This window comes from Pseudoxanthomonas dokdonensis (assembly GCF_001431405.1).
Classification (GTDB): domain Bacteria; phylum Pseudomonadota; class Gammaproteobacteria; order Xanthomonadales; family Xanthomonadaceae; genus Pseudoxanthomonas_A; species Pseudoxanthomonas_A dokdonensis.
The window spans coordinates 255859-282704 of the sequence record NZ_LDJL01000004.1 but is presented as its reverse complement, the minus strand read 5'-3'; the positions used below and the strand labels follow the sequence as shown (position 1 = coordinate 282704).

At 62.4% G+C, this 26846-nt stretch carries 20 protein-coding genes and 1 pseudogene; 14 read left to right on the top strand and 7 right to left on the bottom strand.

Annotated elements, in window-relative coordinates:
• Both ABB29_RS16480 and ABB29_RS04345 read right to left on the bottom strand, forming a co-directional pair.
• Complete coding sequence (locus ABB29_RS16480; RefSeq protein WP_170185846.1) at positions 1–4101, bottom strand: Ig-like domain-containing protein; 4101 nt, start codon at positions 4099–4101, stop codon at positions 1–3.
• 28 nt (positions 4102–4129) lie between these two features.
• Positions 4130–6841, bottom strand: coding sequence for an RHS repeat protein (locus ABB29_RS04345; protein WP_057657382.1), 2712 nt, complete (start codon positions 6839–6841; stop codon positions 4130–4132).
• 313 nt (positions 6842–7154) lie between these two features.
• On the opposite strand from ABB29_RS04345, the gene ABB29_RS16740 reads away from it, so the two are divergent.
• Positions 7155–7457, top strand: a complete 303-nt coding sequence (locus tag ABB29_RS16740) for a hypothetical protein (RefSeq protein ID WP_057657381.1) — start codon at positions 7155–7157, stop codon at positions 7455–7457.
• Between the two features lie 32 nt (positions 7458–7489).
• Here ABB29_RS16740 and ABB29_RS04335 read toward each other — a convergent pair whose 3' ends face one another.
• The 5 genes and pseudogenes from ABB29_RS04335 to ABB29_RS04320 all read right to left on the bottom strand — a co-directional run bounded on the left by ABB29_RS04335 (position 7490) and on the right by ABB29_RS04320 (position 11375).
• Positions 7490–7735, bottom strand: a complete 246-nt coding sequence (locus tag ABB29_RS04335; protein ID WP_057657380.1) for a hypothetical protein — start codon at positions 7733–7735, stop codon at positions 7490–7492.
• An 840-nt stretch (positions 7736–8575) separates the two neighbouring features.
• Positions 8576–8968: pseudogene (locus tag ABB29_RS04325) on the bottom strand (RHS repeat-associated core domain-containing protein); the annotation flags it as partial.
• 327 nt (positions 8969–9295) lie between these two features.
• Positions 9296–9442, bottom strand: coding sequence for a hypothetical protein (locus tag ABB29_RS16280; protein ID WP_157062487.1), 147 nt, complete (start codon positions 9440–9442; stop codon positions 9296–9298).
• Between the two features lie 862 nt (positions 9443–10304).
• Positions 10305–10622, bottom strand: coding sequence for a hypothetical protein (locus tag ABB29_RS16275; RefSeq protein WP_157062486.1), 318 nt, complete (start codon positions 10620–10622; stop codon positions 10305–10307).
• A gap of 447 nt (positions 10623–11069) precedes the next feature.
• A complete protein-coding gene (locus ABB29_RS04320) occupies positions 11070–11375 on the bottom strand; it encodes a hypothetical protein (RefSeq protein ID WP_057657377.1) in 306 nt (101 codons plus the stop codon).
• Positions 11376–11551: 176 nt separating this feature from the next.
• On the opposite strand from ABB29_RS04320, the gene ABB29_RS04315 reads away from it, so the two are divergent.
• From ABB29_RS04315 to ABB29_RS04255, 13 genes are all read left to right on the top strand, one after another.
• Positions 11552–12814: a phospholipase D-like domain-containing protein gene (locus ABB29_RS04315; protein WP_157062504.1), complete on the top strand. Its 1263-nt coding sequence runs from the start codon at positions 11552–11554 to the stop codon at positions 12812–12814.
• Positions 12815–13010: 196 nt separating this feature from the next.
• Entirely contained in the window at positions 13011–13991 is a 981-nt protein-coding gene (locus ABB29_RS04310; protein WP_057657375.1) for a GGDEF domain-containing protein, read from the top strand.
• A 188-nt stretch (positions 13992–14179) separates the two neighbouring features.
• Positions 14180–15322 (top strand): flagellar biosynthesis protein FlhB, encoded by a 1143-nt coding sequence (gene flhB / locus ABB29_RS04305; RefSeq protein ID WP_057657374.1) that lies wholly within the window; start codon positions 14180–14182, stop codon positions 15320–15322.
• Positions 15319–17385 (top strand): flagellar biosynthesis protein FlhA, encoded by a 2067-nt coding sequence (flhA, locus tag ABB29_RS04300; protein WP_057657373.1) that lies wholly within the window; start codon positions 15319–15321, stop codon positions 17383–17385. The genes flhB and flhA overlap by 4 nt, the downstream gene beginning before the upstream one ends.
• A gap of 171 nt (positions 17386–17556) precedes the next feature.
• Positions 17557–19227, top strand: a complete 1671-nt coding sequence (gene flhF / locus ABB29_RS04295; protein WP_057657372.1) for a flagellar biosynthesis GTPase FlhF — start codon at positions 17557–17559, stop codon at positions 19225–19227.
• Complete coding sequence (locus tag ABB29_RS04290; protein WP_057657371.1) at positions 19217–20098, top strand: MinD/ParA family protein; 882 nt, start codon at positions 19217–19219, stop codon at positions 20096–20098. Before flhF ends, ABB29_RS04290 begins: the two co-directional genes overlap by 11 nt.
• Entirely contained in the window at positions 20095–20841 is a 747-nt protein-coding gene (locus tag ABB29_RS04285; RefSeq protein ID WP_057657370.1) for an RNA polymerase sigma factor FliA, read from the top strand. Before ABB29_RS04290 ends, ABB29_RS04285 begins: the two co-directional genes overlap by 4 nt.
• Positions 20842–20959: 118 nt before the next feature.
• Positions 20960–21340, top strand: a complete 381-nt coding sequence (locus ABB29_RS04280) for a chemotaxis response regulator CheY (protein WP_057657539.1) — start codon at positions 20960–20962, stop codon at positions 21338–21340.
• Complete coding sequence (locus ABB29_RS04275; protein ID WP_057657369.1) at positions 21340–21987, top strand: protein phosphatase CheZ; 648 nt, start codon at positions 21340–21342, stop codon at positions 21985–21987. Before ABB29_RS04280 ends, ABB29_RS04275 begins: the two co-directional genes overlap by 1 nt.
• 20 nt (positions 21988–22007) lie before the next feature.
• Positions 22008–23885: a chemotaxis protein CheA gene (locus ABB29_RS04270; RefSeq protein WP_057657368.1), complete on the top strand. Its 1878-nt coding sequence runs from the start codon at positions 22008–22010 to the stop codon at positions 23883–23885.
• 132 nt (positions 23886–24017) lie between these two features.
• A complete protein-coding gene (locus ABB29_RS04265) occupies positions 24018–24758 on the top strand; it encodes a flagellar motor protein (RefSeq protein ID WP_057657367.1) in 741 nt (246 codons plus the stop codon).
• A 16-nt stretch (positions 24759–24774) separates the two neighbouring features.
• Positions 24775–25809, top strand: coding sequence for a flagellar motor protein MotD (gene motD, locus ABB29_RS04260; RefSeq protein WP_057657366.1), 1035 nt, complete (start codon positions 24775–24777; stop codon positions 25807–25809).
• On the top strand, positions 25809–26591 hold the full coding sequence (locus ABB29_RS04255; RefSeq protein WP_057657365.1) for a ParA family protein: 783 nt from the start codon (positions 25809–25811) through the stop codon (positions 26589–26591). The genes motD and ABB29_RS04255 overlap by 1 nt, the downstream gene beginning before the upstream one ends.
• The last annotated feature ends 255 nt before the right edge of the window (positions 26592–26846 follow it).

Here is a 26846-nt window from a genome sequence, read left to right as displayed (position 1 = left end):
TCAATCAGAACTACCCGGCCTAGGGAGTCTATTTGCATCCCTGATGCCGTTAGTACGAGGGCCTCTGGTTGGATCACGCAGAGGTGCCGGAATAGGCAAGCTTCTAATCGGCCTCCCATCTGGCGCCCGCGTCCACTCATGATCGTGAGGCTTACCTGCTCCTCCATGATCGTGGTCATAGTCAACATCATACGCAGGCAATCCGTCATCACCATAAAGACGCTCTTGACCACTTCCTGGATTGACATGGACCGAACCTGGCTCACCACGATTCGGTGTTTTACTGGGTCGCTGTTCTTTATCTGATTTCCTATCGTCACCCTGACTACCCTCCTCATTTTTCTGAGCATTTTCAGCCGCCTTGGAAAACAAAGAACCAAGTACTGCGGCAGCAACCCCTCTGCCAATAGTATTGTTAGGGGATCCGGGGTCCTTTGCTTGACCCTTTACGTTGCGCTCTCCGGATTTAGCTGCCGATGCAGAAATCGCACCTGCACTTAAATTCGTCCCCGTCAACTTCTCGTAGCGCCCATCCGGATCAATAAACCGATACGGATTGTTCGCGGCATACTTGTAACGATTGAACATCCCCACCGGATTGCTATACGCGGTCACCGGGTCCACGCTCAGGAAGCGCCCCAGTTCAGGGTCGTAATAGCGCTGTTGCATGTAGGTTAGCCCAGTCGCCGGGTCTTGCATATGGCCGGTGAATCCGGGGCCGCTGGTCACTGGGCGATTGAGCAGTTGACCATAGGGCTCGTACTCGCTTCTTTCGATAATCGCTTTGTCGGCACTGCTTACCGCAATCGGGGTGCCCAGTGCATCCGTATGCTGATAGGTCACCGTCACTGGCGTGGCGGCCTTGGTCGGGTGGCTGCGTTCGGCAATCAGGCTGCCGCCCAGGTAGATGAACTCCCTCCGCTTATCAAGCCGCTGGTCCTGGTTGAACAGCAGCTGGCCTTGCTGCGAATAGAAGCTGCGGGTAGGGCTGGTGCCGCCAGCAAAGCGCCGGTTCTGTGCCCGCCGCCCCATTGCATCGTAAGAGTACTGGCCCTCCTTGTCTGGCACATCACGCAGGCGATTGCCCATGTCAAACGTGAACACCTGGCCGTTCCTGTTGGCCAGGTTGCCTTGCGCGTCGTATTCAAGACCGATGACCGTGGCACCGGTTCCGCGGTCCGTGACGTTGACCAGGCGATTGCGGGAATCGTAGTAATAACCGTAATTCCGCTTCTTGCTGCCTCCGCCGACCTGCATGCTCAACAGGTTGTCCAACTTGTCATAGCCATAGCTGGCGGTGCCGAACATGCTGGACGTGGTTTGGGTCAGACGGTTGAGCTTGTCGTAACGCATGCTGCGGGTCTGACGGCCATCGACCAGGTCGGTAATGGCGTTGACATTACCCAGCTTGTCGTAACTGTAGTCCAGCGTCAGCGCGTTATGACTGTCCAGACTGCGCGCGGGCAGTTGCCGCGCGTTCTGGGTCATCGTATGGGTGATGCCGTTGCCGTAGGTGAATTGCTTGATGGCGCCATTGGGGTAGTAGCGCACATTGCTAGCAAAGGTGCCGGCGCGCGTCGGCTGTCCCAGCGCATTGGGGGCATAGTCCACTTCCATGCCGTCGTAGTTGGCCGAGTAGCCAAGGCGCTGTAGATGGCCGTTGGCGTTGTATGTGTTGCTGACGGTGTAGGTGCCCCAACCGGTAATCTTCTGGGTATCGGTGGTCAGCAAGCGGCGCTTGTTATAGCCATAGGAATTGACCACGACGCTGGTACCGGCGTTGTTGCTGGTAGTGACCTGCGCCGGCTGGCCATCGGCGGTGTACGTCCAGCTTTGATTACCGTTCCCATCCGGAAAATCGAGTGTCAACAGGCGGTTACGCTGGTCATAACTGCGGTCGACCCGACGTGCGGCCACTGCCGCCGTGCTGCTGGCCTGGCAACCAGAGCCTATTCCACTGACACCGGCAGCGGACCAGGCCAGGTTGTTGGCGTTGTCGTAGCCCATCAGCGTGGCCCCGGTTTCCGGTTCGTCGGTGCGGCACAGGCGCTGGTGCTGGTCGTAGGTGAACTTGCGGGTAAGCGTGCCAGGAGACTGGTTGGACGGATCACCCTGGATGACGCTGATCTTGATGCTGGCCGATGTCGTGCTGATGCCGAGGTTGTCCTTGGCAACTGCCTTGAAGGAATAGCTGCCAACCGGAAGATTGCTGACCGTATACTCATACGGAACGCTGGTGTCGGTACCCAGCACCTTGCCATCCTGGTAGAAAACCACGCTGGCGACACTGCCATCACTGTCACTGGCAACCGCCTTGAGCGTCGGCGATGCGGGGCCATGCAGTGTCGCACCATCGGTCGGCCAGACCACGGACACCTCTGGCGCAGCATTGTCGACCACGGTCACGGTGACGGTTTTCGAGGTGGTCTTGCCATTGCCGATATCGGTGGCTACCGCCTTGAAGACATGCGTGCCCTTGGCGAGATTGGTCGCGGTGTACTCATACGGTGCGGCTTTATCGGTATTGAGCAGCGTTGTGCCATCGTAGAATGCAACACTGTCCACTCCGCCATCAGCATCAGAGGCGCTGGCTTTCAACGTCACACTACCCGGCGGCAACGGAATGGTCGCCCCGTCGGCAGGTGAAACGATGCTGACCGTCGGCGCCTGGTTGGCCACCACGGTGACTTTGACCTTGGCCGAGGTGCGAGTAGCACCCCAGTTGTCCTTGGCGACGGCATACAACAAGTGCTCGCCAACGATCATCCCGGTCAGCTTGTACTCGTACGGGGCGGCAGAGTCAGTGTTGAGGGCTTTGGTGACGCCATTGACTGTTTGATAGAACACGACGTTGGCAATGCTGCCGTCGCTGTCAGCGGCGTTGGCCTTGAGCGTCATCGTGGCCGGGGTCACCCCGGTGCTGTTATTGGCAGGTGCAGTCATGCTGACGCTGGGATAGGCGTTGACCCTGGTGGAAATGACCGCTGAGGTGGTGCTGGCGCCACGCGTATCCTTGGCGACAGCTTTGAAGCTGTAGCTACCGGCCGCAAGATTGCTGACAGTATGGGTAAAGGGTGCCGAGGTATCAGTCGCCAGCAGTGTGCTGCCTTTGTAGAAAGCAACGCTGGCGATGCCATCGTCGGGATCGTTGACACTGGCGGTCAGGGTGAACGTGCCCGGCGCATTGACTACGGCATCGGGGGCCGGCGAGGTCAGGCTGATGGTCGGCAACTTGTTGACCGGAAGTTTGTAGCTGCCGCCCTTTGACAGAGCAGCGTTGCCCGCACCTACCGGCGAAAGGCCGTGCATGTAGATGCTCTTGCCCGGGTGAGCGGTCACCATGGCGGTGGTGATCGGGATGCTGAAGCGATATGCACTGCCCTGCGCCTGGCACGCCGTGGCAATGGCCGACTCACTTGTCTGGCCGGTGTTGTAAGTACCGATCAGAGAGCCCGTACCCGCCGGCCCACCTGCATACAGCTGTACCTTGATGGGAAAATCAAGACGAGTGGAACAGGCCCAGCCGACAATGCTGTTGCTTTTGATACCGTCGATGTAGCCCTTGACCACGGAGGGCAATACGTTGATGAACGTACCGGGGCTATGCTCACCGAAATTGGTGCGGGCATCGCTGGTCATGGCCCATCCAAACAAATGGGAACCCGCGCTCAGCGGCGCGGTAACGCCGAACCTGAAACTGGCGGTTTGGCCTTCGCCCGGGGTTCCCGGGGTCGGCACGATGTTGGTTCCCCAGACCCGGTTATCGGACATGAGCTGATACTTGCCGATCCAGAGGTTGCTACCGGTGTTGCGCATGTCGACGCGTACCTGGTACGGCTGACCGACCACCATGGTCGTCGGCACCGACTGACTGACAAATTTCGCATCCTCGGCTTTCACGCCGGGTCCAGGACAAGGCGGATTTCCACTGGCCGTGACCGTCCCACCATTGGCGACAAACAGGGGTACATCGCAAACATTTATGGCCAGCGATGGCTCGTTTGCGGCGAGTACCGACGGTATCGGCGTGGCTGCCAGAAGGAACAGCATCAGCCAGCTGGTCGCATGCCTGGACTGCGTGGTGCGTCGCATGAATTCCATTTCGGATCCCCTTGTTTCCAGTTCAGTTCTAGCGCGTCAACTCGAGCGGCTTGCCAAACACGTCACGGTTGATCTCGGTCGTGACCCCTTCAGGCTGTTCAATCAACGCGGGATATTCCTGTGTCGGCGTTGCAAACACCTGATAGCTCGTCGTCGTGTAACCCTTGTTCGGGTCTGTGGTGCGGGTCTTGAAGCCGGGCAGATAGTCGGTGACGGTGGTCAGAACGCCAAGTTCGCTGTCCTGTGCCACCGCCGTGGTACGGCCCAGGGCGTCGTACTCGGTCCATACGCCCTGCAGCGGTGGTACGCGATTGTTTGCCGGATAGGACGTGAAGCTGACACGACCCTCGCTGTCATACTGCGTGCTGGTGCCGACCAGCGTGCCCTCGACATCGGCCGCATCGTACTCATGCACCAGCACCGGTCGCCACAGCGCGTCCAGGAATGTGTTCCTGCGATGATTTCCGGTGTTCTGACGACGCAGCCAATGCCCGGCTGGCAGACCATGCTCGGCAGCATTACGGTACTCGAACGTGTAAGTCGTAGGATGCCAGGCGGTACTGTCACCGGTCGGGTAGGTCGTGCTCGCCAACCGTCCCAGTGAGTCGTATGTATAAGCAGTGACAAAACCATTTTCGTCGGTGACCGACTGCAGCCAGCCGTTCGGGTCAACAACAGCAGACTGGGTTGTGCCATCGGCATAGGCAATCAGCTGCGGCGTGCCGCGCTTCCATGACGACAGGGAGGTTTTATTGCCATTGCCGTCGGCCACGGTTGCCACGGTCCCGTCAGCGTTATAGGTGAGGGCCTGCTCGATCTTGCCGAAACTTTTTATCGTCACTGGCAGCGCTGTGCTAGCGTTATAGCTGGTCTCGCTGACCAGAACATTGTTGGTCCATGACTTGGAGACCTGACCGATCACCCAGACCGACGTGTTGTCGTAGTACTCGGTCTTGTTGGTGCGTGCATAGCCCAGGCTGTTGCTTTCGGTTTCCATTGTCGGCCGTGCCAGCGCATCAGCGCAGAGCTTGCCCGCGGTGACGCAACCGGTGTTGAACGCGGAACGGAAGGTGACGCCGTCCTGCAGGATCTCGCGGACAACAACAGGCCGCACCTTGGCTTCATTCTGAAAAAGACTTCCTGGTCCGTTGCCCCATTTCGGATTGAAAGGCTGGCCGACTGCCTCCGCATCGGAAAGGTAGAGGTTGCTTTGCGTCCGCATCACCTTGCCGTCCGCCGCCAGGACACTGCTACCCAGTTCGCGGGCTTCATTACCCGCCAGCACGATCCCGAATCGACTGAGGCTCTTGCTGCCGTCCGGGTTGGTCACCCGGTTGGTTTTCTCCTGCACGCAGGTGGAACACGGCCCCTGGCTGAAGTTGCCGCTCCATAGCGGTTGGAAGCCGTTGTCGTAACTGTAGCTCCATGTGTAGCCGGGCAGACCGGCGCCGGTGATCTCCTTGCTGTACAGGCTCATGACATCCCAGTAGTAAGGGGCCTGGAGCGTATAGACCAGGCGCTGATCCTGCAGGCTGTCGTTGTACGTTCTGCTTGAACAGTAGGACTTAGGCACACCGGAGCGGTAATGCCGGGTATTGGAAAATGAAAATCGACCTTTTGCACCGGAGGGATGGGTGACATTCAACCCAAAATCCGCATACAACTCCTGTCCCAGACAGCTTGGCTCGGAGGAGCTGTCATCCACTGGACTGCCCACGGTCAGGCTGCCAACCGGCTCATACAGCCAGCGCGAGCCATCAGGGAGATCCACGCTCGCCAGTGTCTGCCCCGATGCCCCGGCATAGTGGTACGACCAGGTTCGACCATTGGCAGTAGCACTGGTCAAATTTCCCTCGCTGTATGACAGGCTGATCAAGCGGCCATCGCTTGACTGGATGCGTACCGGCTGGCCATTGCCGTCATAGGTGTAGTCGACGTAGTTCCCAAAGCGATCCTGTACCCGTGAAGCGAGCAGATAAGTGCGGACCCGCAGTGTCGTGTTTCCTGGAACGTTGATTTTTGCCGCCGTCCGCGACACCGCGGTGTCGAAGTAGTACTTGACCCCACTGGCATCGGTCATCAGGAAGCCTTCGCCGGTAAGGCCGCTTTTCATCGGAATGCAGCTGAAGCGGTCATGGTCTTTGGTCGTCCAGACCTGCGCACTACCGCCGACAGGAGGCGGGTTATCCGCATCCACCGCCAGCATTACCCGAGAGCCCTGCCCCGGGATGGTGACCGCATTGCCCTGCCAGATGTCGTTGAGCAAAAATCCCTGTGACGTTCCCGGCCAGATCGCTTTCGAGCAACGACTATCGGAAACGTCCGAGCCGTGGCCGGGATATCCGCCCTTCCAGTTGAACTGTGCATCGAAGCTTCCCGCGATATAGGGAACTTCCAGTGTCCAATTGCCGATGCCACCGAGAGAATCGTCTCTACTGGAACCGCCACCGGGCGAGAGTACACGCAACTCGATAGACCAGCTGCGGACAAGCTGCACCGGCAAACTGTTGTTACCAGGAATGCTGATATCGGTGACTTCAAAGCGCGTGCTGCCGTCGTACAGGCTGACCTGCTCGCCCATCAGATCCGGCTTGAGGGCATCAATCGACTCGGCCTTCTCGACCTGCTTGCGGTACTCGACGTAAGGCTCGATCGCTTTGGCGTGCGGTATGGCAGCGATGGCGACCACGGCAGTGACAGCTGCGACAAACAACGCCCTTGTACGTTCGGAATGCAACATCCCTGTTCCCCTTTGACTGCCGGCGGCATGCCGACCGTTTCCACTGGCAGCATGTATAGCAGATGAATCGCGCCGCTTTCAACACGAATTGAATCACATTTGATGGCGCGCACATAACTGCCCGCGAGTTGGTCGCTAGCGACGCTGCTTGTCAGTCTCGCTTCAGCCATCGCAGAAGAATGATCCGCACGTAGATCTCGTCATCTGAAAGCTTCTGCGGTTCTCAAGTCTTCGCTTGCGGTTGCCGCTGACGATTCAACATGGAGCAAATCGCTAACTTCTTCCGCTCCATGCAAGCGTGGTGCCTTAGGTTGTGAGAGATCTGCGGCGCGGCGTACTCGGCCGCGCCGCCCCAGCGCTCAACCCGATCCAGCTCGGCCTGCCCAGCGCCCTGCTGCTGGGCCTGTTCCTGCTGGCACTGCTGACCGGCGAACTGGCCGTTACCGATACCTTGACGGTATTGATGTATCACTGCCTTATGGCAATAACGGCACTGCACAACGTGAACACCTGCCCGTTCTTGTTGGCCAGGTTGCCTTGGGCGTCGTACTCCAGGCCGATGACCGTGGCGCCGGTTCCTCGGTCAGTGACGTTGGCCAGGCGGTTGCGGGAATAGTAGTAGTAACCGTAGTTCCGCTTCTTGCTGCCTCAGCCGACCTGCATGCTCAACAGGTTGTTCAGCTTGTCGTAGCCGTAGCTGGCGGAGCCGAACATGATGGACGTGGTTTGGGTCAGCCGGTTGAGCTTGTCGTAACGCATGCTGCGGGTCTGACGGCCATCGACAAAGTCGACACTGACGTTGACGTTGCCAACTTTGTCATAGCGGCAGTCCAGGTCCATGGCATTGTTGCTGTCACTGCTGCGCGCTGGCAGTTGCCGCGCATTCTGCGTCATCGTGTGGGTGATGCCATTGAAGAGCCCCGGGTGCGCTGTGCTTACCTGAGCTACGCTGGCTGAACGCGATCACCAGCTCCAACAGCAAGAGGCGCACCATCGGCGGGCCTCTTGCATTATGGATGTGCATTAACTGTCTACGTCTTTTTTACAGCCTTCCAGGCTCTAGCCACGCTCGGAAGTTTGATGACAATAAGTATGGCTGCTACTGCGAAGCACGCCAGCATTGGAAAAAATTCCATGCCATGACTCATGGCATCAAAGTGAACAAATAGACGGTACAGAACCTCTGCGAAAATGCCCAGAATCGCTATCGCAATCGCATCCGAGAATGCGTTCAGTACAACCAACAATAGACCTCTCTTGCTCATGTCTAGCATTTTTTCTGAGCTCCGCACGACTCCGCCAGACCGCCAGAATTCGAGATTGTATTACCCCCCGTCGCGCCCGCAGCCTCGGCACCCACTGCCTTTGGGTTCGCGCTACGCGCTGGATCTGCTCTTTTCATGTGTTCGAGTAGATTTCTTTCTACAAGAGGAATGCCATTCACGTACTTCGAACTAGCCGCTGACTTCAATGCGTCAGCCGCATCCCCTGCCAAAGATCCAGCTCCCCCTAGGGCGCCACCTACTAGTGCACCTTTATCTATTCCTTCTGTCACGCTCTTCCCGTCGATCGCATTGTTCGCGCCAGTAGATGCAGCACCAATCGCAGCCCCTGCCGCCGTGTTCGCCGCAGCTCGAACTGCGACACTTGCTGTTAGTTTTGCGACACCTGACCCAATTCCTGCACCAGGGGCACCGGCAGCGCCAGCAACAACAGCTTTACCAATGTTGCTCGCTATGCCTTAAGACTCGTATCTTTGATCTCGCCGGTTACAACTTGGCGTGCGATCTCAAGATCAACACCAATTCCTGCGCCCACACACCATGGGCATCGCCCATCCGGATCGGTGAATTTGTAAGGCTTGTTATAAGCGTAAGCATAGCGGTTGAAATGCCGCCAATCTTTGCTGTCGTACGCCGTCACCGGGTCCACGCTGAGGAACACCCCCAGCATCGGTTCGTAATAGCGCTGCTGCATGTAGGTTAGTCCAGTGGCCGCGTCCTGTACATGGCCGGTGAAGCCAATGCCGCCATAGCCGGGCTTGCCTATGATGGCGCCATAAGGCTCGTAGTCGTTACGGTCGATCACTGTACCCGCAGCGCTGGTAGTGGCCACTGGGCTGCCGAGTGCGTCGGTATAGAGCCCCGGGTGCGCTGCGCTTACTGAATTAAGTCAGCGCACTTCCTGCTTGCACGCGTTACAGAGTCGGTCATGAACAGATGACTCTTACCTCTATTTCCCCTATCGTTGGCGAATATTTTTTATTCCAAGCCACACCAAGAAAGCACCAACGTACAGAAAAAATATTACTGCTGCATCCTTGTACTCACCAAAATCAATGGGCAATCTAGATCCTGGCGGAAGATATGATGAGCCTACGGCACCCAAACAGAGCCCGGTCACAATCAACAGAATCCCAATCCCAAAATAGAACATTCCGTCGCGCCTTCTGCTTCAATTCCCTAATGAGTTATTTTCTAATTCGATTAGCGCCACTGCATGTAGGTTAGCCTGTTCGCCGGGCCTTGCATATGGCAAGTCAGTGTTGATGCTGCTTGCCGCAATCGGGGTGCCCTGTGCATAGCGGTAGTCCAGGTCCATGGCTTTGTTGCTGTCACTGCTGCGCGCCGGCACTTGCCGCGCATTCTGGGCCATCGTGTGGGTGATGCCGTTGAAGAGCCCCGGGTGCGCTGCGCTTACCCGGGCTACGCTGACTCTTTGCGGCCTGTACCGGATACATCGGGGCAAAGTCGACTTTATATTTCCCAGTTGAGACTCCGGAAAGTACGCGCCGACCTCCGGTCTTCTTTACTAGCCACCTTCTTCCTTGTAAACATAATAAACACACGTCACAAAAGCCCACAACATAGCCCCCGCTAGCAATGAAGAGCCATGCTCAGGGCTTATGTAATAAAACAAGCCGTGCCCATTTTTTAATTTTTCATACTCCCGCCAAGAAGTTAACGCGCAAAGCAAAGCCAACATGCAAACAAGAAATAATCTCTGAGACATCAATTCTCCGATGGGCAAGCATCAAAACACATCATCCCGGAACCAAGTGAATACGCGCCCATAAGTCTGGACCACCTATCTACGGCGCGAACTCCTTTAGTAAACTCAATTTCTTTGAACCACGCTCAGCCGCCCTTACCGTGGTTTCTTCGGCCATTTTTCCAACTTCTTTTACATTTTCACTAGCCAATTCCGCAACCAAGCATTTTCCCTCGCACTGAGCTACTTGAGAAAACAAATTAACTGCGTCGGCAGCCGCTCCAGCCACATCATCGCCCACATCCTCAACCCCGTTTTCAATACATCCTTGTTTGATATATTTTCAACGAGATCTTTCAATAAATTCTCGCCAAGTTACCGGGCCTCACCGCTCCCATTGCTTTCGACAACATGATCGATCCCGTTAAAGAATCCCGGGTGCGCTGCGCCTATCCGGTCTCCGCTGGCTTTGTCATATTTTTAGCACCCCCAAAGCCATGAGCAAGGCCAAGAGTAAAAGCCAAGCGTAGTGAAAGCCAATCCCCTTGAATACCAGTCTTGAGAACCATGGCAAACTTTTCCCTGCTTGTCCAAAACCCAATTGCATAGCGCCCCAAATACAACGAAACCACCAATCGACTCGAATTATTCCAACACTTCTCAGAAGATCTTGTCGCTGCGCATAAAGCTTCAGCAGCTCCCGATGTGCCAGAAACCCATTAACGAAAGCTACAGATGCGAGCACTCCGAACCAGATCCGGTACTCAGCAAGAAAGTGGTTAAAATTCATTTATCAGACACCAATACTTCATTAAATTGAAAATCCTGATCCAACACTCCGATCATGCCGCCGCCACTGTGGCCGTCTGCGACAGGCAAGCACATAACTAAATACAGAGAAAATTTAGTTGCGAGACTTGTGATTCAGGATGACAGCTCCCGCGATCACACATGTGACGCCAAGGACACAGGAACCCCAGAGCTTCAGCCCCCCTCTTTTGTCCAGAAAAACCACTTCGCCGTGTGAGTCGTATCTGTATACATTGCCAGTTTTAACGCTCTTTTCCTTTGGCATTTCATTAAGTAGTTGATGCGAAAAGAGAGGCACCAGACCCACCAGGGTTAAAGTTCCCAGCACCAGAAGAAATTTACCTGTTTTATTTTTCACAGCTTCTATTTCCCTCCTCTCAACCAATGCGCATGAGTGTAACTTGCCGCCATCAAACCAGTTTGCCTTTCAGTCCCTCTGCACTCTCGCCTGGCGGCCCTTTCCCAGTACAACCCTGCAACCAACCAGCGACAGCACGCCTAGCGCGGTCGCGGCATGCACCACCGCTGCCTGCATAAGCGTCAGGTAGACCACGGTCCCCTGTTGGTTGAACTCGTAGACTTGCCCAGAGGTGACGGTCGCTTGATTCGGCGCGCTCGACACATAGGCGTTGAGCAAAGCGGGGGACACAAGGAAGATCAACAGGATCCCGGCGGACAACAACATCATCACTGCGATTGTTCGGGACACGCTCATTTCCTCATGGTAGTCCATGCCTGGGGCACTGATCCTGCGAATCTTCCGCTAACTTACTGCAGGCGTCTGGACGGAATCGGCTGCGAACCCTGCTAACAAGCCGTTGACGCCCTGCCCGCCAAGCTGGCGTGAGCGCCGCCGTCCATGGCCGGCGGACCACGGAGCATCGGATGGGTTGGCTGACCAGGAAAAGAATCGGATGGGTCGTGAGCGGCGCGCTGGCGGCGTTTGTCGTTACCGTGCTGATGCTCAATTTCACCGGCGGTGAAAAGCGCATCGAACACCGGATTCCCCATGCCCAGGGGGTGCGTGACGCGCAGTTCCAGCGCGAGATCGGCACCCTGCTCGGTCCACCGGTGCTGGCCGGCAATTCCATACGCAACCTGGAGAACGGCGACACCATCTTCCCGGCGATGCTGCAGGCGATACGTGGCGCGCGACACAGCATCACCTTCGAGACCTACATCTACTGGTCCGGCTCGATTGGCGATGAATTCGCCGTCGCCTTGAGCGAACGCGCACGCGCTGGAGTCAAGGTACACGTGCTGCTGGACTGGGTCGGCAGCCAGAAGATCGACGACCGGATGCTGGCCAGCCTGCGCGCGGCCGGGGTGCAGGTGGAGTTGTTCCATCCCCTGCGCTGGTACAGCCTGGGCCGGATCAACAACCGCACCCACCGCAAGCTGCTGGTGGTCGATGGCCAGGTCGGTTTCACCGGCGGGGTCGGCATCGCCGATCTATGGAGTGGCAGCGCCAGCGATCCGCAGCACTGGCGCGATTCCCACTACGAACTGCGCGGGCCGGCGGTGGCGCAGATGCAGGCCGCCTTCATGGACAACTGGATCAAGGCCACTGGCAAGGTGCTGTCAGGGCCGGCCTACTTCCCCGCCCTCGAGCCCGCCGGCGGTGCCCGCGCGCAGGTGTTTGTCGCCTCGCCCGATGGCGGCGGCGACAGCATGATGCTGATGTACCTGATGGCCATTGGCGCGGCCCGCCAGACCATCGACCTGTCGGCGTCGTATTTCGTGCCCGACGAGCTGACCCGCGGGGTACTGCTGGATGCGCTGCGGCGCGGGGTCAAGGTGCGGATCATCGTCCCCGGCAGCAATATCGACACCGAGGTGGTGCGCAAGGCCTCGCGCGCCGAATGGGGCCAGTTGCTGGCCGCCGGGGCGCAGATCTTCGAGTACCAGCCGACCATGTTCCACTGCAAGATGCTGGTGGTCGACCGCCATCTGGTGTCGGTCGGCTCGACCAATTTCGACAACCGCTCGTTCCGGCTCAACGAGGAGGCCAACCTCAATATCTACGACGACGCGTTTGCCGAGCACGTCACCGGCGTGTTCGAGGCCGACCTGCGCCATGCCAGGCGCATCACCTATGAGCAGTGGCAACAGCGCCCGTGGCGGGAGAAACTGCTGGAACACACCGCGGCCCTGTTCTCGTCGCAGCTGTGAGATCGACGCGTTCCGGCACGCAACTTGCATCCGTGACCGGCATCCCGGTTTAGCACTCCGTTGCCCTGCCTGCGCTATCGTTGCCGTCCATGCCCATTGATGCCCGCCACCCGATCCCGCCTGTGCCGTCCCCTGCCAGCCTGACGCACAGGGCCAGCACCCACCCCGCCTGGACAAGGCAGCGACAGGTGCGCGAATGAAAAGCCTCGGCGATGATCTGCGCCTGGAAATCATCACCCTGTGGGGGTTGATTACCGCGGTGGTGGTCGGTTGTTTCGGGATCTACCGCTTGCTGACCGGGCAAACCGCGGCGGCCACCGTCGATGCGGTCATCGTCATCCTGCTGGTCGGGTCGGTCGGTTATGGCATCCGCACCCGCAACAGCCAGCTGGCTGGCAGCGCGCTGGCCATCTGCAACAGCCTGGGCTGCATCGCCGCCTGCTGGGTCATTGGCCTGGATGCGCTGAGCTGGATCTACCTGGTGCTGCTGACCAACTTCTTCATCGCCGAGCGCCGGGTAGCGCTGGCCGCCAGCGTCACGATGGTATTGGCGATCCTGCTGCTGCCGGATCTGCTGCACGGCGGCTTCCATTCGGTTTCGGTACTGGTCACGGCGTTGTTGACCATCGCCTTCTGCTTCATCTTCGCCACCCGCAGCCACCATGACCGCAGCGTGCTGCAGGAGATGGCCTCGCATGACGCGCTCAGCGGCGTACCCAACCGCCGGGCGATGGAGAAGATCCTCAGCCACCTGATGGCGCAGCCACGTCGGCGCGCGGCCGGCTACGGCCTGATCGTGATGGACCTGGACCGCTTCAAGGAGGTCAACGATCTGTACGGGCACGCCGCCGGCGACATCGCCATCGCCGACCTGGCCACCATCCTGCGCCATGAGATGCGCAAGGACGATCACGTGTTCCGCTTTGGTGGCGAGGAATTCGTGGTCCTGCTGCGGGTCGCCGACCGCCAGGAACTGGAAGCGGCCACCGAACGCCTGCGCAAGTCGGTGCGCGATTCACTGCGTGGCCCGGGCGGACGCATCACCATTTCGCTGGGCGCGGCCCTGCTGGGCCACGAGAACGACTGGCACGACTGGTTTTCGCGTGCCGACGCCGCCCTGTACCGGGCCAAGTCCAACGGCCGCGACAGTTACGCCATCGCCGACGATCTGTTTTAACGCCCCCATCCCGGCCTTCCCCGCAAGCAGGGGAAGGGGCGGACCACGGTGGCAATTGGTGGCAGCACGACTGGAACGGCCCCTCCTCCTCTGTCTATTTGAGGCCAGGACTCGATCTGCTTCCCCGCGATGCGCCTTCTATGGAACGCGACTTGCAGTGACCTTCTCGCACCCGTCGGGAAAATGACATGGCCGAGCAGGACGAAAGCGGCGAACGTACAGAACAGCCCAGTGAAAAACGCCTGCGCGAGGCGCGTGAGCAAGGCAACGTGCCGCGTTCGCGCGAGCTGGCGACGGCGGCGGTGTTTGGGGCCGGGGTGCTGGCGCTGCTGGCGATGAGCCACGCCATCGCCGGCAAGGCACTGGCCTGGATGAAGCAGGCGCTGTCGCCGCCGCCCGACCTCTACCAGCAACCGGGCGAGCTGCTCGGCCATACAGGCGCGCTGCTGCTGCAATTGCTGTGGGTGTTCGTGCCGGTGGCGGTGATCTGCGTGCTCGCCGGCCTGGCCGGTCCAGTGCTGATCGGCGGCCTGCGCTTTTCCGCCAAGTCGCTGCAGCCGGATTTCAAGCGGCTCAGCCCCGCCGCCGGCCTCAAGCGCCTGTATGGCGCCGAAAGCGTGGCCGAACTATTGAAATCGCTGTTGCGCGTGGCCTTTGTCGGCACCGCCGCCGGCATCGCCCTGAAGCTGGGCATCGACCCGTTGCGACGACTGCTGACGATGCCGCTGGAACAGGCCGTCAGCAGCGGCCTGGACTTCACCGCCACGCTGTTGCTGGCAACCGCCGGCGCGTTGTTGCTGCTGGCCGCGGTGGACGCGCCGTACCAGAAGTGGAACCACACCCGCAAACTGAAAATGACCCGCCAGGAACTGCGCGACGAGATGAAGGAAAGCGAAGGCCGGCCCGAGGTCAAGGGCCGGATCCGGCAGATGCAACACCAGTTGTCGCAGCGACGGATGATGGAAGACGTGCCGTCGGCCGACGTCATCATCGTCAACCCCACCCATTTCGCGGTGGCGCTGAAGTACCAGGCCGGACAGATGGGCGCACCAACGCTGGTGGCCAAGGGCGTGGACGAAATGGCCCTGCGCATCCGCGAGGTCGCGCAGGCGCACCGGGTCGCCATCGTCTCGTCACCGCCACTGGCACGGGCCTTGTATCGCGAAGGCCAGATTGGTCGGGAGATCCCCGTGAGACTGTATTCGGCCGTGGCCCAGATCCTTTCCTATGTGTACCAGCTGCGCGCTTGGCGCGGCGGCATGGCGCAGGCCCCGGCGCTGCCGCAGGTCGAGGTCGATGAAGGCGCCGGCAGCCCGGGCACGCCGGCATGAGCGCACCGTCCCCGACCCAACGGATGATGGAAATCCTGCGCCATGGACTGGGCGCGCCGCTGGTCGTGCTGGCGATGCTGGCGATGGTCATCGTGCCGCTGGCGCCGCCAGTGCTGGACGCGCTTTTCAGCTTCAACATCGCCATCTCGCTGGTGGTGCTGCTGGCGGTCGTATACGTGCGCCGGCCACTGGACTTCACCATCTTCCCGATCGTGCTGTTGATGACCACGATGCTGCGGTTGGCGTTGAACGTGGCCTCCACCCGCGTGGTGCTGCTCAACGGCCAGGACGGGCACGGCGCCGCCGGCAGGGTCATCGAGTCGTTCGGCGAGTTCGTCGTCGGCGGCAATTTCGCGGTCGGCCTGGTGGTGTTCGCGATCCTGACCATCATCAATTTCGTGGTCATCACCAAGGGCGCCGGGCGTATTTCCGAAGTATCGGCGCGCTTCATCCTCGACGCGATGCCCGGCAAGCAGATGGCCATCGATGCCGACCTCAACGCCGGCATCCTGACCCGCGAGGAAGCCAAGGCGCGGCGCGAGGAAGTGCGCGAGGAAGCCGACTTCTACGGCGCGATGGACGGTGCCAGCAAGTTCATCCGTGGCGATGCCATCGCCGGCATCCTGATCCTGTTCATCAACCTCATCGGCGGCCTGGCCATCGGCGTGCTGCAACATGGCATGCCGGTTGGCGAAGCGGCCAAGGTCTATACATTGCTGTCGATCGGCGACGGCCTGGTCGCCCAGCTGCCGGCGTTGCTGGTGTCCTCGGCGGTGGCGATGCTGGTGACCCGTGCCTCGCGTTCGCAGGACATGGGCAAGGCGATGGTCGGCCAGGTGTTCGGCCAACACAAGGCGCTGGCGGTGGCGGCGGGCCTGATTGGCATCGTCGGCCTGGTCCCGGGCATGCCCAACGTCGTGTTTTTGACGCTGGCCGCGGTGCTCGGCTACCTGGCCTGGAAACTGTGGAAGAAAAGCCTGCAACCGGCCGACAGCGTGGCCGAGGCCGCATTGCCCGCACCCGGCAACACCAGCGCCGAGCTGAGCTGGGATGAGTTGCGGCCGACCGATCCGTTGGGGCTGGAAGTCGGATACCGGCTGATCACGCTGGTCGACAAGGCCCAGGGCGGCGAGTTGATGTCGCGGATCAAGGCGGTGCGACGCAAGCTGACCCATGAGCTGGGCTTCCTGATCCCGCCGGTCCACATCCGCGACAACCTGGAACTGCCGGCCAATGGCTACCGGGTGCTGGTCCACGGCATTCCGGTAGCCAGTGCCGAAATCCATCCGGACCGGGAACTGGCGTTGGACCCTGGTGGCGCGTTCGGCCCGATCGAAGGCATCCCCGGCAAGGATCCGGCATTTGGTCTGGACGCCACCTGGATCCAGCCGCACCAGCATGCGCTGGCCGAGTCGCTCGGCTACACCGTGGTCGATGCGGCCACCGTGGTCGCCACCCATCTGTCGCACCTGCTGCGCGGCCAGGCGCCGGAACTGCTCGGCCACGAGGAGGTGCAGCAACTGCTGGCCACGCTGTCACGCAGCGCGCCAAAGCTGGTCGAGGATCTGACACCCAAAGCGTTGCCGCTGGCCACGGTGGTGCGGGTGCTGCAGAACCTGCTGATCGAGCGGGTGCCGCTGCGCCAGTTGCGACGCATCGTCGAGGCGCTGGTCGAACATGCACCGCAGACCACCGACCCGGCCGCGTTGACCGCGCTGGTCCGCACCGCGCTGGGCCGCTTCATCGTCCAGGAAATATCCGGCATGGCCGCGGAACTGCCCGTCTATACCTTGGCGCCGGCTTTGGAACGCGTCTTGCAGGACAGTACCCAGGGCACCGGCGCCGCGCTGGAACCGGGACTGGCCGAGCGCTTGCATCAAAGCCTGGCCCAGTGCGTCTCCCAGCAGGACGCCAAGAGCGAACCGGCGGTGGTGCTGGTGCCGGGTTCGGTCCGTGCGGCGCTGGCACGGCTGGTCCGGCACAGCGTGCCTTCGTTGTCGGTACTGGCCTACAACGAAGTGCCGGAGGACAAGCGGTTGAAGTTGTTGGGAACGATCAGTTGAAGCAGCAGGTGGTAAACCGGCCACTGCAATGACGGTCGACATGCAGATTGGCGAAGCGAGCACACAGATGACAGACATCCACCATCAACGGCATCCACATCGGCAAGGCGGCGCCAAGCCATCTTCGCCGGCCCGCCACTGCACACACTCTGTTCCGGTGAATAAGACGCCATGAAGATCAAACGTTTTGTTGCTCCCGACATGCGCACCGCGTTCGCGATGGTGCGCGAAGAGCAAGGGCCGGATGCAGTCATCCTGTCCAACCGCGTGATTGATGAAGGCATCGAGATCGTGGCCGCCAGCAACTACGATGAGTCGCTGGTGCAGCGCGCCCTGGAAGCCACCCGTCCGGCGACGCCGGCGCCGGCATTGCCCGGTCAACCAGCACCGCGCCAGCACGATGACCGGCGCGCACCCTCGCCGGCCGAAGCCGCCGCCGCCTATTTCAGCCGGGTGACCGCACCTGCCGCGGCAACCGCCCTTGCACCTTCAGCGGAAGCGCAACCATCGCCTGGCGAGGCACAGCAGCCGGCCAGCCGCCGCGATCAGCACAACACCGTTGATACCGCGACGACGCGCACGGCCAACACTGGCATGCCATTGCCACCGGCGTGGTTGCAAGCCACCCATGCGCCGCTGCCAGCGCAGGATTCGATGTCCTCGTTTGCCGCGGCACTGGCTGCCAGCCTGCCGCCGGCACCGGTCACGGCATCGATGGCGCCGGATTCCGGGGCCGCAGGTGCGCAGTCCGCGCAGCGTCCCGTGGCGCAGCCGCAACCGCACCTCGCCGTGGACCCTGTCGAGCAGATGCCAGACCATGGCGACAGCCACGCCGCCCACTGCCAGTCCGTCGCACCCTCAGTGGCCGAACACGGCGTGTGCCCGTCACCGCCGCTGACGGCAGTGGCCACAGACACCCAGCCATCCGCCGGCGAGAACGACGCGCAACTGGTGCAGATGCGCGCCGAGCTGGCATCGATGCGCGAGATGATCGAACGCGAAATGCATCGCCTCACCGACGAGCGCCTGCGTGGTTCACCGGCGCGCGCGCAGGCGCTGGAACTGATGGACGATTACGGTTTCGATGCCGGCATCAGCCGCGACGTGGCGCTGCAGATCCCCGCCGATACCGAACTGCACCGCGGTCGTGGCCTGATGCTGGGACTGCTGTCGCGCAAGCTGCCGATCACCGAACTGGATCCGCTGGCCAGCGGTGGCGTGATCGCGCTGGTCGGCCCCACCGGCGCCGGCAAGACCACCACCATCGCCAAGCTTGCGGCGTCCTACGCCGCCCTGCACAACCCGCGCGACGTGGCCCTGGTCACCACCGACACCATCCGTGTCGGTGGCCGCGAACAACTGCACAGCTATGGCCGCCAGCTCGGCATCGCCGTCCACGAAGCCGACAGCGACACCCAGCTGGCGCAAGTGCTCGAACGCCTGCGCGACTACAAGCTGGTGTTGATCGACACCGCCGGCCTCGGCCAGCGCGACAGGAACCTGGTCGGCCAGCTCAACTGGCTGCGTTCGGCTGGCCAGGTGCAGACCCTGCTGGTACTGCCGGCCAACTCGCACTTCAGCGATCTGGACGAAGTGGTGCGGCGTTTCCGTGCCGCCAATCCGCAGGGCGTGGTGCTGACCAAGCTCGACGAGACCGGCCGCCTCGGCAGCGCGCTGTCAGTGGTGGTCGACCACCAGTTGCCGATGGCCTGGGTGACCGACGGCCAGCGCGTGCCCGAAGACCTGCATCGCGCCAACAGCGCGCACCTGGTGCTGCGCCTTGATCAACTGCGGCGAGAAGCCGACGAACCCTGCCCTGCCGAGGCCATCCATGTCGCTTGACCACCTGTTGCAAACCAATCCGCGCACCACCCCGGCCGCCGTCGGCAGCTTCCACCCGGTGCGGGTGATCGCGGTCACCGGTGGCAAGGGCGGCGTTGGCAAGACCAATCTGTCGGTCAACCTCGCCAGCGCGCTGGCGGCGATGGGCAAGCGCACCCTGCTGATGGACGCCGACCTGGGCCTGGCCAACGTCGACGTACTGCTCGGGCTGTCGCCACGTTTCACCCTGGCCGATCTGGTCGCCGGCCGTTGCCAGCTCGACGAAGTCATCGTCGAAGGCCCGGACGGCCTGCTGGTGGTGCCGGCCTCGTCGGGGTTCCGGCACATGGCCGAACTCAGCCCGGCCGAACACATCGGCCTGGTCAACGTGTTCTCGGAACTGCAACGCGCACTCGACGTGATGATCGTCGACACCGCCGCCGGCATCACCGACAGCGTATTGACCTTCTGCCAGGCCGCGCAGGACACGCTGGTGGTGGTCTGCGATGAGCCGGCTTCGATCACCGATGCCTACGCGCTGATCAAGGTGTTGTCGCGCGAACGCGGTGTCGATCGCGTGCATGTGGTCGCCAACATGGTGCGCGATCCCAACGAGGGCCGCCGGCTGTACGAAAAACTGGCGCGCGTGTGCGAGCGCTTCCTCGGCGATGTCGCCCTGCACTACCTCGGCGCGGTGCCGCAGGACGACTGGCTGCGGCGCGCGGTGCAGCGCCAGCAACCGGTGGTCAAGGCCTATCCGGGCAGTCCGTCGGCGCGCGCCATCAACGAAATCTCACGCATCGCCGCACGCTGGCAGCCGCCGACCGGTGCCCGCGGCAATGTCGAATTCTTTGTCGAACGTCTGATCAGTGCACGGAGCATGGCGATATGAACGCAGCCGCCGCCCAGTACAAGGCCGTCCAGCGCGCAAGCAATGATTTCATTGCCGAACACGCGGATCTGGTCAAGCGCATCGCCCACCACCTGGCCGCGCGGCTGCCGGCCAGCGTCGAAGTCGATGACCTGATCCAGGCCGGCATGATCGGTCTGCTCGAAGCCTCGCGCAGCTACGATGCCGAACAGGGCGCATCGTTCGATACCTACGCCTCGATCCGCATCCGCGGCGCGATGATCGATGAAATCCGCCGTGGCGACTGGGTCCCGCGCTCGGTCCATCGCAAGGCGCGCCAGGCCGCCGCCACGGTCCGCGAGATCGAACAGCGCACCGGCCGCGCCGCGATCGCCACCGAAGTCGCCGCGGCGATGGAAATGCCATTGCCCGAATACCTGCGCCTGCTGGAAGACGCCGCCCGCGGTTACGTGCTGAGCCTGGAATCGCATGTCGATGATCACGGCGAACCCAACACCAGTGCCAGCGGCGGCCCCAGCCCGCAGCAGCTGCTGGAACGCAGCGAGTTCCGCCAGTCACTGGTCGCCGCCATCGGCCAACTGCCCGAACGCGAGCAGCTGGTGCTGTCGATGTACTACGAAAAAGAACTCAACCTCAAGGAAATCGGCGCCGTGCTCGGGGTCAGCGAATCGCGGGTCTGCCAGATCCATGGCCAGGCCATGCTGCGCCTGCGCGGGCGCCTGGACGTGTTCGAGAAGGCCGATGCCGGCCTCGATGACGAGTGACCGGCGCCAGCGACCGGCCGCTAAATTTTTCCGCGGCCCTGCCGATATACCCGCAGACCCGCCTCGCCCCTGCCTTGCGCCCGCACCACCGGAGTAGCCAGTGACCCACGACAAGAACATGCGCATCCTGATCGTCGACGACTTCTCGACCATGCGCCGCATCATCAAGAACCTGCTCAACGACCTGGGCTACACCAACACTGCCGAAGCCGATGACGGCAACACCGCGCTGGTCGCGCTGGCGCAGGGCCATTTCGACTTCGTGGTGACCGACTGGAACATGCCCGGGATGACCGGCATCGAGCTGCTCAAGGCGATTCGTGCCGAGCCCAGGTTCAAGACCCTGCCGGTTTTGATGGTCACCGCCGAGGCCAAGCGCGAGCAGATCATCGAAGCGGCCCAGGCTGGCGTCAACGGCTACATCATCAAGCCGTTCACCGCGCAGACCCTGGAAGAAAAGCTCGGCAAGATTTTCGAACGCCTGGGAGCGGCCGCCTGATGAACGCCCCCGCTGCTGCACTGGCGGCCACTGCCGACGCCAGCGCCCAGGCCGATGCCCGGGCCGCGCTGGCCGAGCGCCTGGCGCATGCGCTGAGCGCGCTTGAATCCGGTGACGAAGCCGGCTGGCGCCGCGAACTGGACACCATCGCCGCCTGGCGCACGCAACCGATGATGCAGGGCCTGGGCCGGCTGGCGCGGGAACTGGCGCATACCCTCGGCGAGCTGCCGGCGGCGCAGAACAGCGAGGAGCTGGACGACGCCTGCGCGCGCCTGGATCACGTCATCGCCATGACCGAGCAGGCCAGCCACAAGACCCTGGACCTGGCCGACCATTGCCGTGGCCTGGCTACCCGCTTGCAGGCGACCACGCTGACCGCGGAACAGGCGACCCTGGTCGAACAGATCCGCGGCGACCTGTCGGACATGGCACTGGCACAGAGCTACCAGGACCTGACCGGGCAGATCATCCGCCGCGTCGCCAGCATCGTCCGCCGCGTCCATGAAGGTTTTGCCGAACTCGGCCTGCCGCCGAAGACCGGTGAGCAAGCGGCGACCGTGCTGGCCGGTCCGGTCGTGGCCGGTCTGGATCATCACGCGGTGTCGCAGGACGACGCCGACGACCTGTTGTCCGGTCTGGGCCTGTAGGCCGCCACCGGCACCCACCCATGAGCGCCGTCCCCGACGACATCGCCGCCGACTTCCTGATTGAAGCGCAGGAAATCCTCGACCGGCTGGGCGAACAACTGGTCACGCTGGAAAACGACCCGGGCGATTCGCAGCAACTCAACGCGGTGTTCCGCGGCTTCCACACGCTGAAGGGCGGCGCCGGATTCCTGGCGATCCACGCCATGGTCCAGCTCTGCCATGCCGCCGAGGAAACGCTGGGGCTGGTCCGCGCTGGCAAGGCGATCCTGCAGCCACGCCATTTCGACGCCGCGCAACAGTCGCTGGACTGGTTGCAGCGGATGCTGGACTCGGTGGCGATGGGCGAAGCCCCTGCGCATGCGCCGGCCACGCTGGTGGCCCAGTTCGATGTCGATGCGCCGGCCGCCGCCGTGGCAGTCGCCCAGCCGGCCACCGCGCCCGTGGCCAGCGCCGATGACGGCATGATCGACGACGACGAATTCGAGGCATTGCTGGATCAGTTGCATGGCACGGCCGCGCCGACCGTGGCCCCGGTCGCCAGCGTGCAGGCAGGGGATGACCTGATCGACGATGACGAGTTCGAAGCCCTGCTTGACCAGCTGCACGCCGGCAGCGCACCGGGTGCCAGTGACGGTGCCATGGTGGCGAACAACACCGCGCCGCCCGCGCCAGCAATGAACGCCATGCCCGCCGCCATGCCGGCGACCGCGGCAGCGGCATTGCCGGCCAGACCGGCGCCACGCGGCGGCGATGCCGAGCAGACCATCCGCGTCGATACCCGGCGGCTGGATGCGATCGTCAACCTGGTCGGCGAACTGGTGCTGTCACGCAATCGGCTGAAGACCCTGCGCACCCGCCTGCGCGATGAAGAACTCGACCGCGCGGTCAGCGGCCTCGACATCGCCACCGCTCGCCTGCAGAGCGCGGTGATGCGTACCCGCATGCAGCCGGTCGGCAAGGTATTTTCGCGGTTTCCGAAAGTCGCCCGCGACGTTGCCCGCACGCTGCAGAAGGAAGTGGAACTGGAACTGGTCGGCGCCGATACCGAACTCGACCGCAACCTGGTCGAAGCACTCGCCGATCCACTGGTGCATCTGGTCCGCAACGCAATCGACCACGGCATCGAGCTGCCGGCATTGCGTGAAGCCTGCGGCAAGCCACGCAGCGGCCATGTCCGCCTCAGCGCGCAGCAGGAAGGCGATTACGTCACCATCGAGATCCGCGACGACGGCGCCGGCATCGATCCCGAACGCCTGCGGGTGAAAGCGCTGGAAAAGAACCTGATCGATGCCGAGGAAGCCGCGCGGCTGTCGCCGGAAGAATGCCTGCAACTGGTGTTCCTGGCCGGTTTTTCGACCAAGACCGAAGTCAGCGACATCTCCGGCCGCGGAGTCGGCATGGACGTGGTGCAGTCACGCATCCGCGAACTCAGCGGGCAGATCCAGATCCATTCCGATCTCGGCCGTGGCAGCCGCTTCGTCATCCGGGTGCCGCTGACCCTGGCGATCCTGCCGACCCTGCTGGTCCAGGCCGGTGACCCGGTCTACGCACTGCCGCTGGCGCGGGTGATGGAAGTGCTGCACGCACCGGCCAGCAGCCTGCGCTGGTTCGACGGGCAAGCGGTGCTGGACCGCAAGTCGACCACCCTGGCGCTGGTGGATCTGCGCCAGTGGCTCGGCCTGCCGCCGTTGTTGCCACCGCTGCTGACCATCGTCGTGCTGCAGATGGGCGAGCAACGGTTTGGTTTGATCGTCGATCAGGTGCGCGGCCGCGAGGAAGTGGTAATCAAACCGCTGCCGCGCGCGGTGCGCGGCCTGCGCGGCTATGCCGGCGCGACCCTGATTGGCGACGGCCGGATGGCCTTGATCCTGGATGTCGACGGCCTGCGCGCAGCCTGACCGCGCTGGGATGCCAGCGCTGGTGACTGCCCGCGGCGGGCCCGCCACACCGACCCTTCATTGACCGCAGGCAAGGCCTCACCCCGCGTCATCCCGCTCAAGTCTGCATCGACAAGGCCGATACATCAGCACATGGACATCTTCAGCCTCATCGGACTCGTACTGGCCCTGATCGCACTGGTCGGCGGCAGCATCCTCAAGGGTGCCGGCGTTTCGTCGCTGTGGTCATCGGCGGCGTTCGTCATCGTCATCCTCGGCACCATCGCCGCGATCATGGTGCATACCCCGCCGGCGGTGTTCAAACGCGCGGCGCGGATGCTCAAGTGGGTATTCTTTCCGCCGCTGGGCGGTGGCGAGCAGATGGTCGGGCAACTGGTCGAGTGGAGCAACATCGCCCGCAAGCAGGGCCTGCTGGGGCTGGAACCACTGGTCAACGAGCAGTCGGATCCGTTCCTCAAGAAAGGTCTGCAGATGCTGGTCGACGGACTGGAGCCCGAAGCGATCCGGCACATGCTGGAGATCGACCTCAACGGCCAGGAACACCAGGACCTGGCCGCCGCCAAGGTCTACGAAGCGATGGGCATCTACGCGCCGACGCTGGGCATCATTGGCGCGGTGTTCGGCCTGATCGCGGTGATGAAGAACCTGGCCGACCCCAGCAAGCTCGGCCACGGCATCGCCGCCGCGTTCACCGCCACCATTTATGGCATCGCATCGGCCAACCTGTTCTTCCTGCCGATGGCCAACAAATTGAAGAGCGTGATCAACGGCCGCAGCCGCGAACGCGAAATGGTCATCGAAGGCCTGATCGCGATTGCCCAGGGCGAGAACCCGCGCAACATCGAGGCCAAGCTGGCCGGCTTCCTGCACTGAGCGGCGGCAGCATCCGATGGCGCGCCGCAAACACCACGAAGAACATGCCAACCACGAAGCATGGGCGATCCCGTATGCGGATCTGATGACGCTGCTGCTGGCGTTTTTCGTGGTGATGTACGCCATCTCCAGCCTCAACGAAGGCAAGTACCGGGTGATGGCCGATGCACTGAATGCCGCCTTTGGTGGCGCGCCACGGACCATCAACCCGGTGCAGATCGGCAACAACCAGCTGCAGGGCGCCGACTTCGACCGACCTTCGCCGATCCGCTCCGGCGCCAAGGCCGGGCCTTCGGCGCCCTCGCCTGCCCCCAACGTCACCCTGCTGGCGGCGATGGCCTCGCAGATGAACATGAGTGCCGGCGACGATGGCATGCAGAGCGCGCACCGCCAGCTGGAATCGATTGCCGGCGACATCGAACAGGCACTGAAGCCGCTGCTGGACAAGGATCTGGTGGTGATGCGCCGCTCGCAGTTGTGGCTGGAAGTGCAGATCAACAGCGACATCCTGTTCGCCCCCGGTTCGGCAACGCTGGAACCCAGCGCCCGCGATACCGTGCGCGAACTGTCCAACGTGCTGGCCGACGTGCCCAACCACGTGCGTGTCGAAGGCCATACCGACAACCGACCGATTGCCACCTATCAGTACCCGTCCAACTGGGAGCTGTCGGCGGCGCGCGCGGCCAGCGTGCTGCACATGTTCGCCCAGCAAGGGCTGGCCCCGGAACGGCTGGCGATGATTGGCTACGGCGAATTCCGCCCGGTCGCCGACAACGCCACCGTCGAAGGCCGCAACCAGAATCGCCGGGTGCTGCTGATCATCCTCGCCAGCGACGAATCACCGTCGTTGCCGGTGGATCCGGCGTTGATCGCCGGGCAATCGCCGCCCACATCACCGGCCCCGGCCGCCACCGCGCCGCCCGCGCAAGCTGCCGCTGCCACGCTGCCTTCGATCGCGCCGACCCTGGTCGCTCCGCTGCAGACCGCACCGCCGCCCGCGGCGACGACAGTTTCGGCCGGCACCACTACCCTGAGCAAAGGAGCCAACTGATGCGCGTCTGGGCCATCGCCAATCAAAAAGGTGGGGTCGGCAAGACCACCACCACGCTCGCACTGGGTCGCGCGCTTGCGATCCGTGGCGCACGCGTGCTGCTGGTGGATCTGGATCCGCACGCATCGCTGACGCGTGCCTTCGGTCTGCCCGCCGAGCCGGCGCCGGCCGGGGTGCTGGATCTGTTCGACCGCCCCGACAGTGAGCTGCAGCAGTTGGCACGCAGCAGCGACATCGAACACCTGGCCTATCTGCCGGCGCAGACCGCGCTGGCCACGCTCGAACGGCGCAGCGCGACCCAGCCGGGACTGGGCCTTGCCCTGTCCAACGCGCTGGCACGCGGAGGCCATGCGTATGACCACGTGTTGTTCGACTGTGCACCGACGCTGGGCCTGTTGATGGTCAATGCATTGGCCGCGGCCGATCATCTGGTCATCCCTACCCAGACCGAACCCCTCGCGCTGCACGGCCTCAACGGCATGTTGCGGACCGCGGCGATGATCGAACGCTCACGCCAGCGCGAGCTGCTGGTGTCGGTGCTGCCGACCCTGCATGACCGCCGTACCCGCACCGGCAACGAAACCCTGAAGGCGATGCAGGATGCCCATGGCGAACGGGTCTGGGACGATGCCATTCCCAATGACACCCGCCTGTGCCGGATCCAGGTACTGACCGAATCGAGCCTGCCCAACGCCTATCCCGGTCGTGCCCTGTCGGCCTATCGGCGGGCACTGGACTGGCTGCTCAACCGCCACGCCGGACTGCAGGAACAGGCCGCATGAACGCGATGGTGCTGGATGACTATCTGGATGCACTGCTGAGCGGCGATGCGGCCGCGGCGACCGCGCCCGCCGCTGCGCCGTCGCCGCCGGCGGCAGCCCACGCCGAGCGGGCTGTCATCACCGAAGTGACGCCTGCATCCGCGCCGCCGGTTTCGCCAGCCATCGCCGACGTTGCGCCGCTGCCGCTGCCACCGGCAGCGTTGCCCGCGCGCACGCTGTTGGCCGGACAGATGCCGGCGCTGGCCGCGTTGTCGC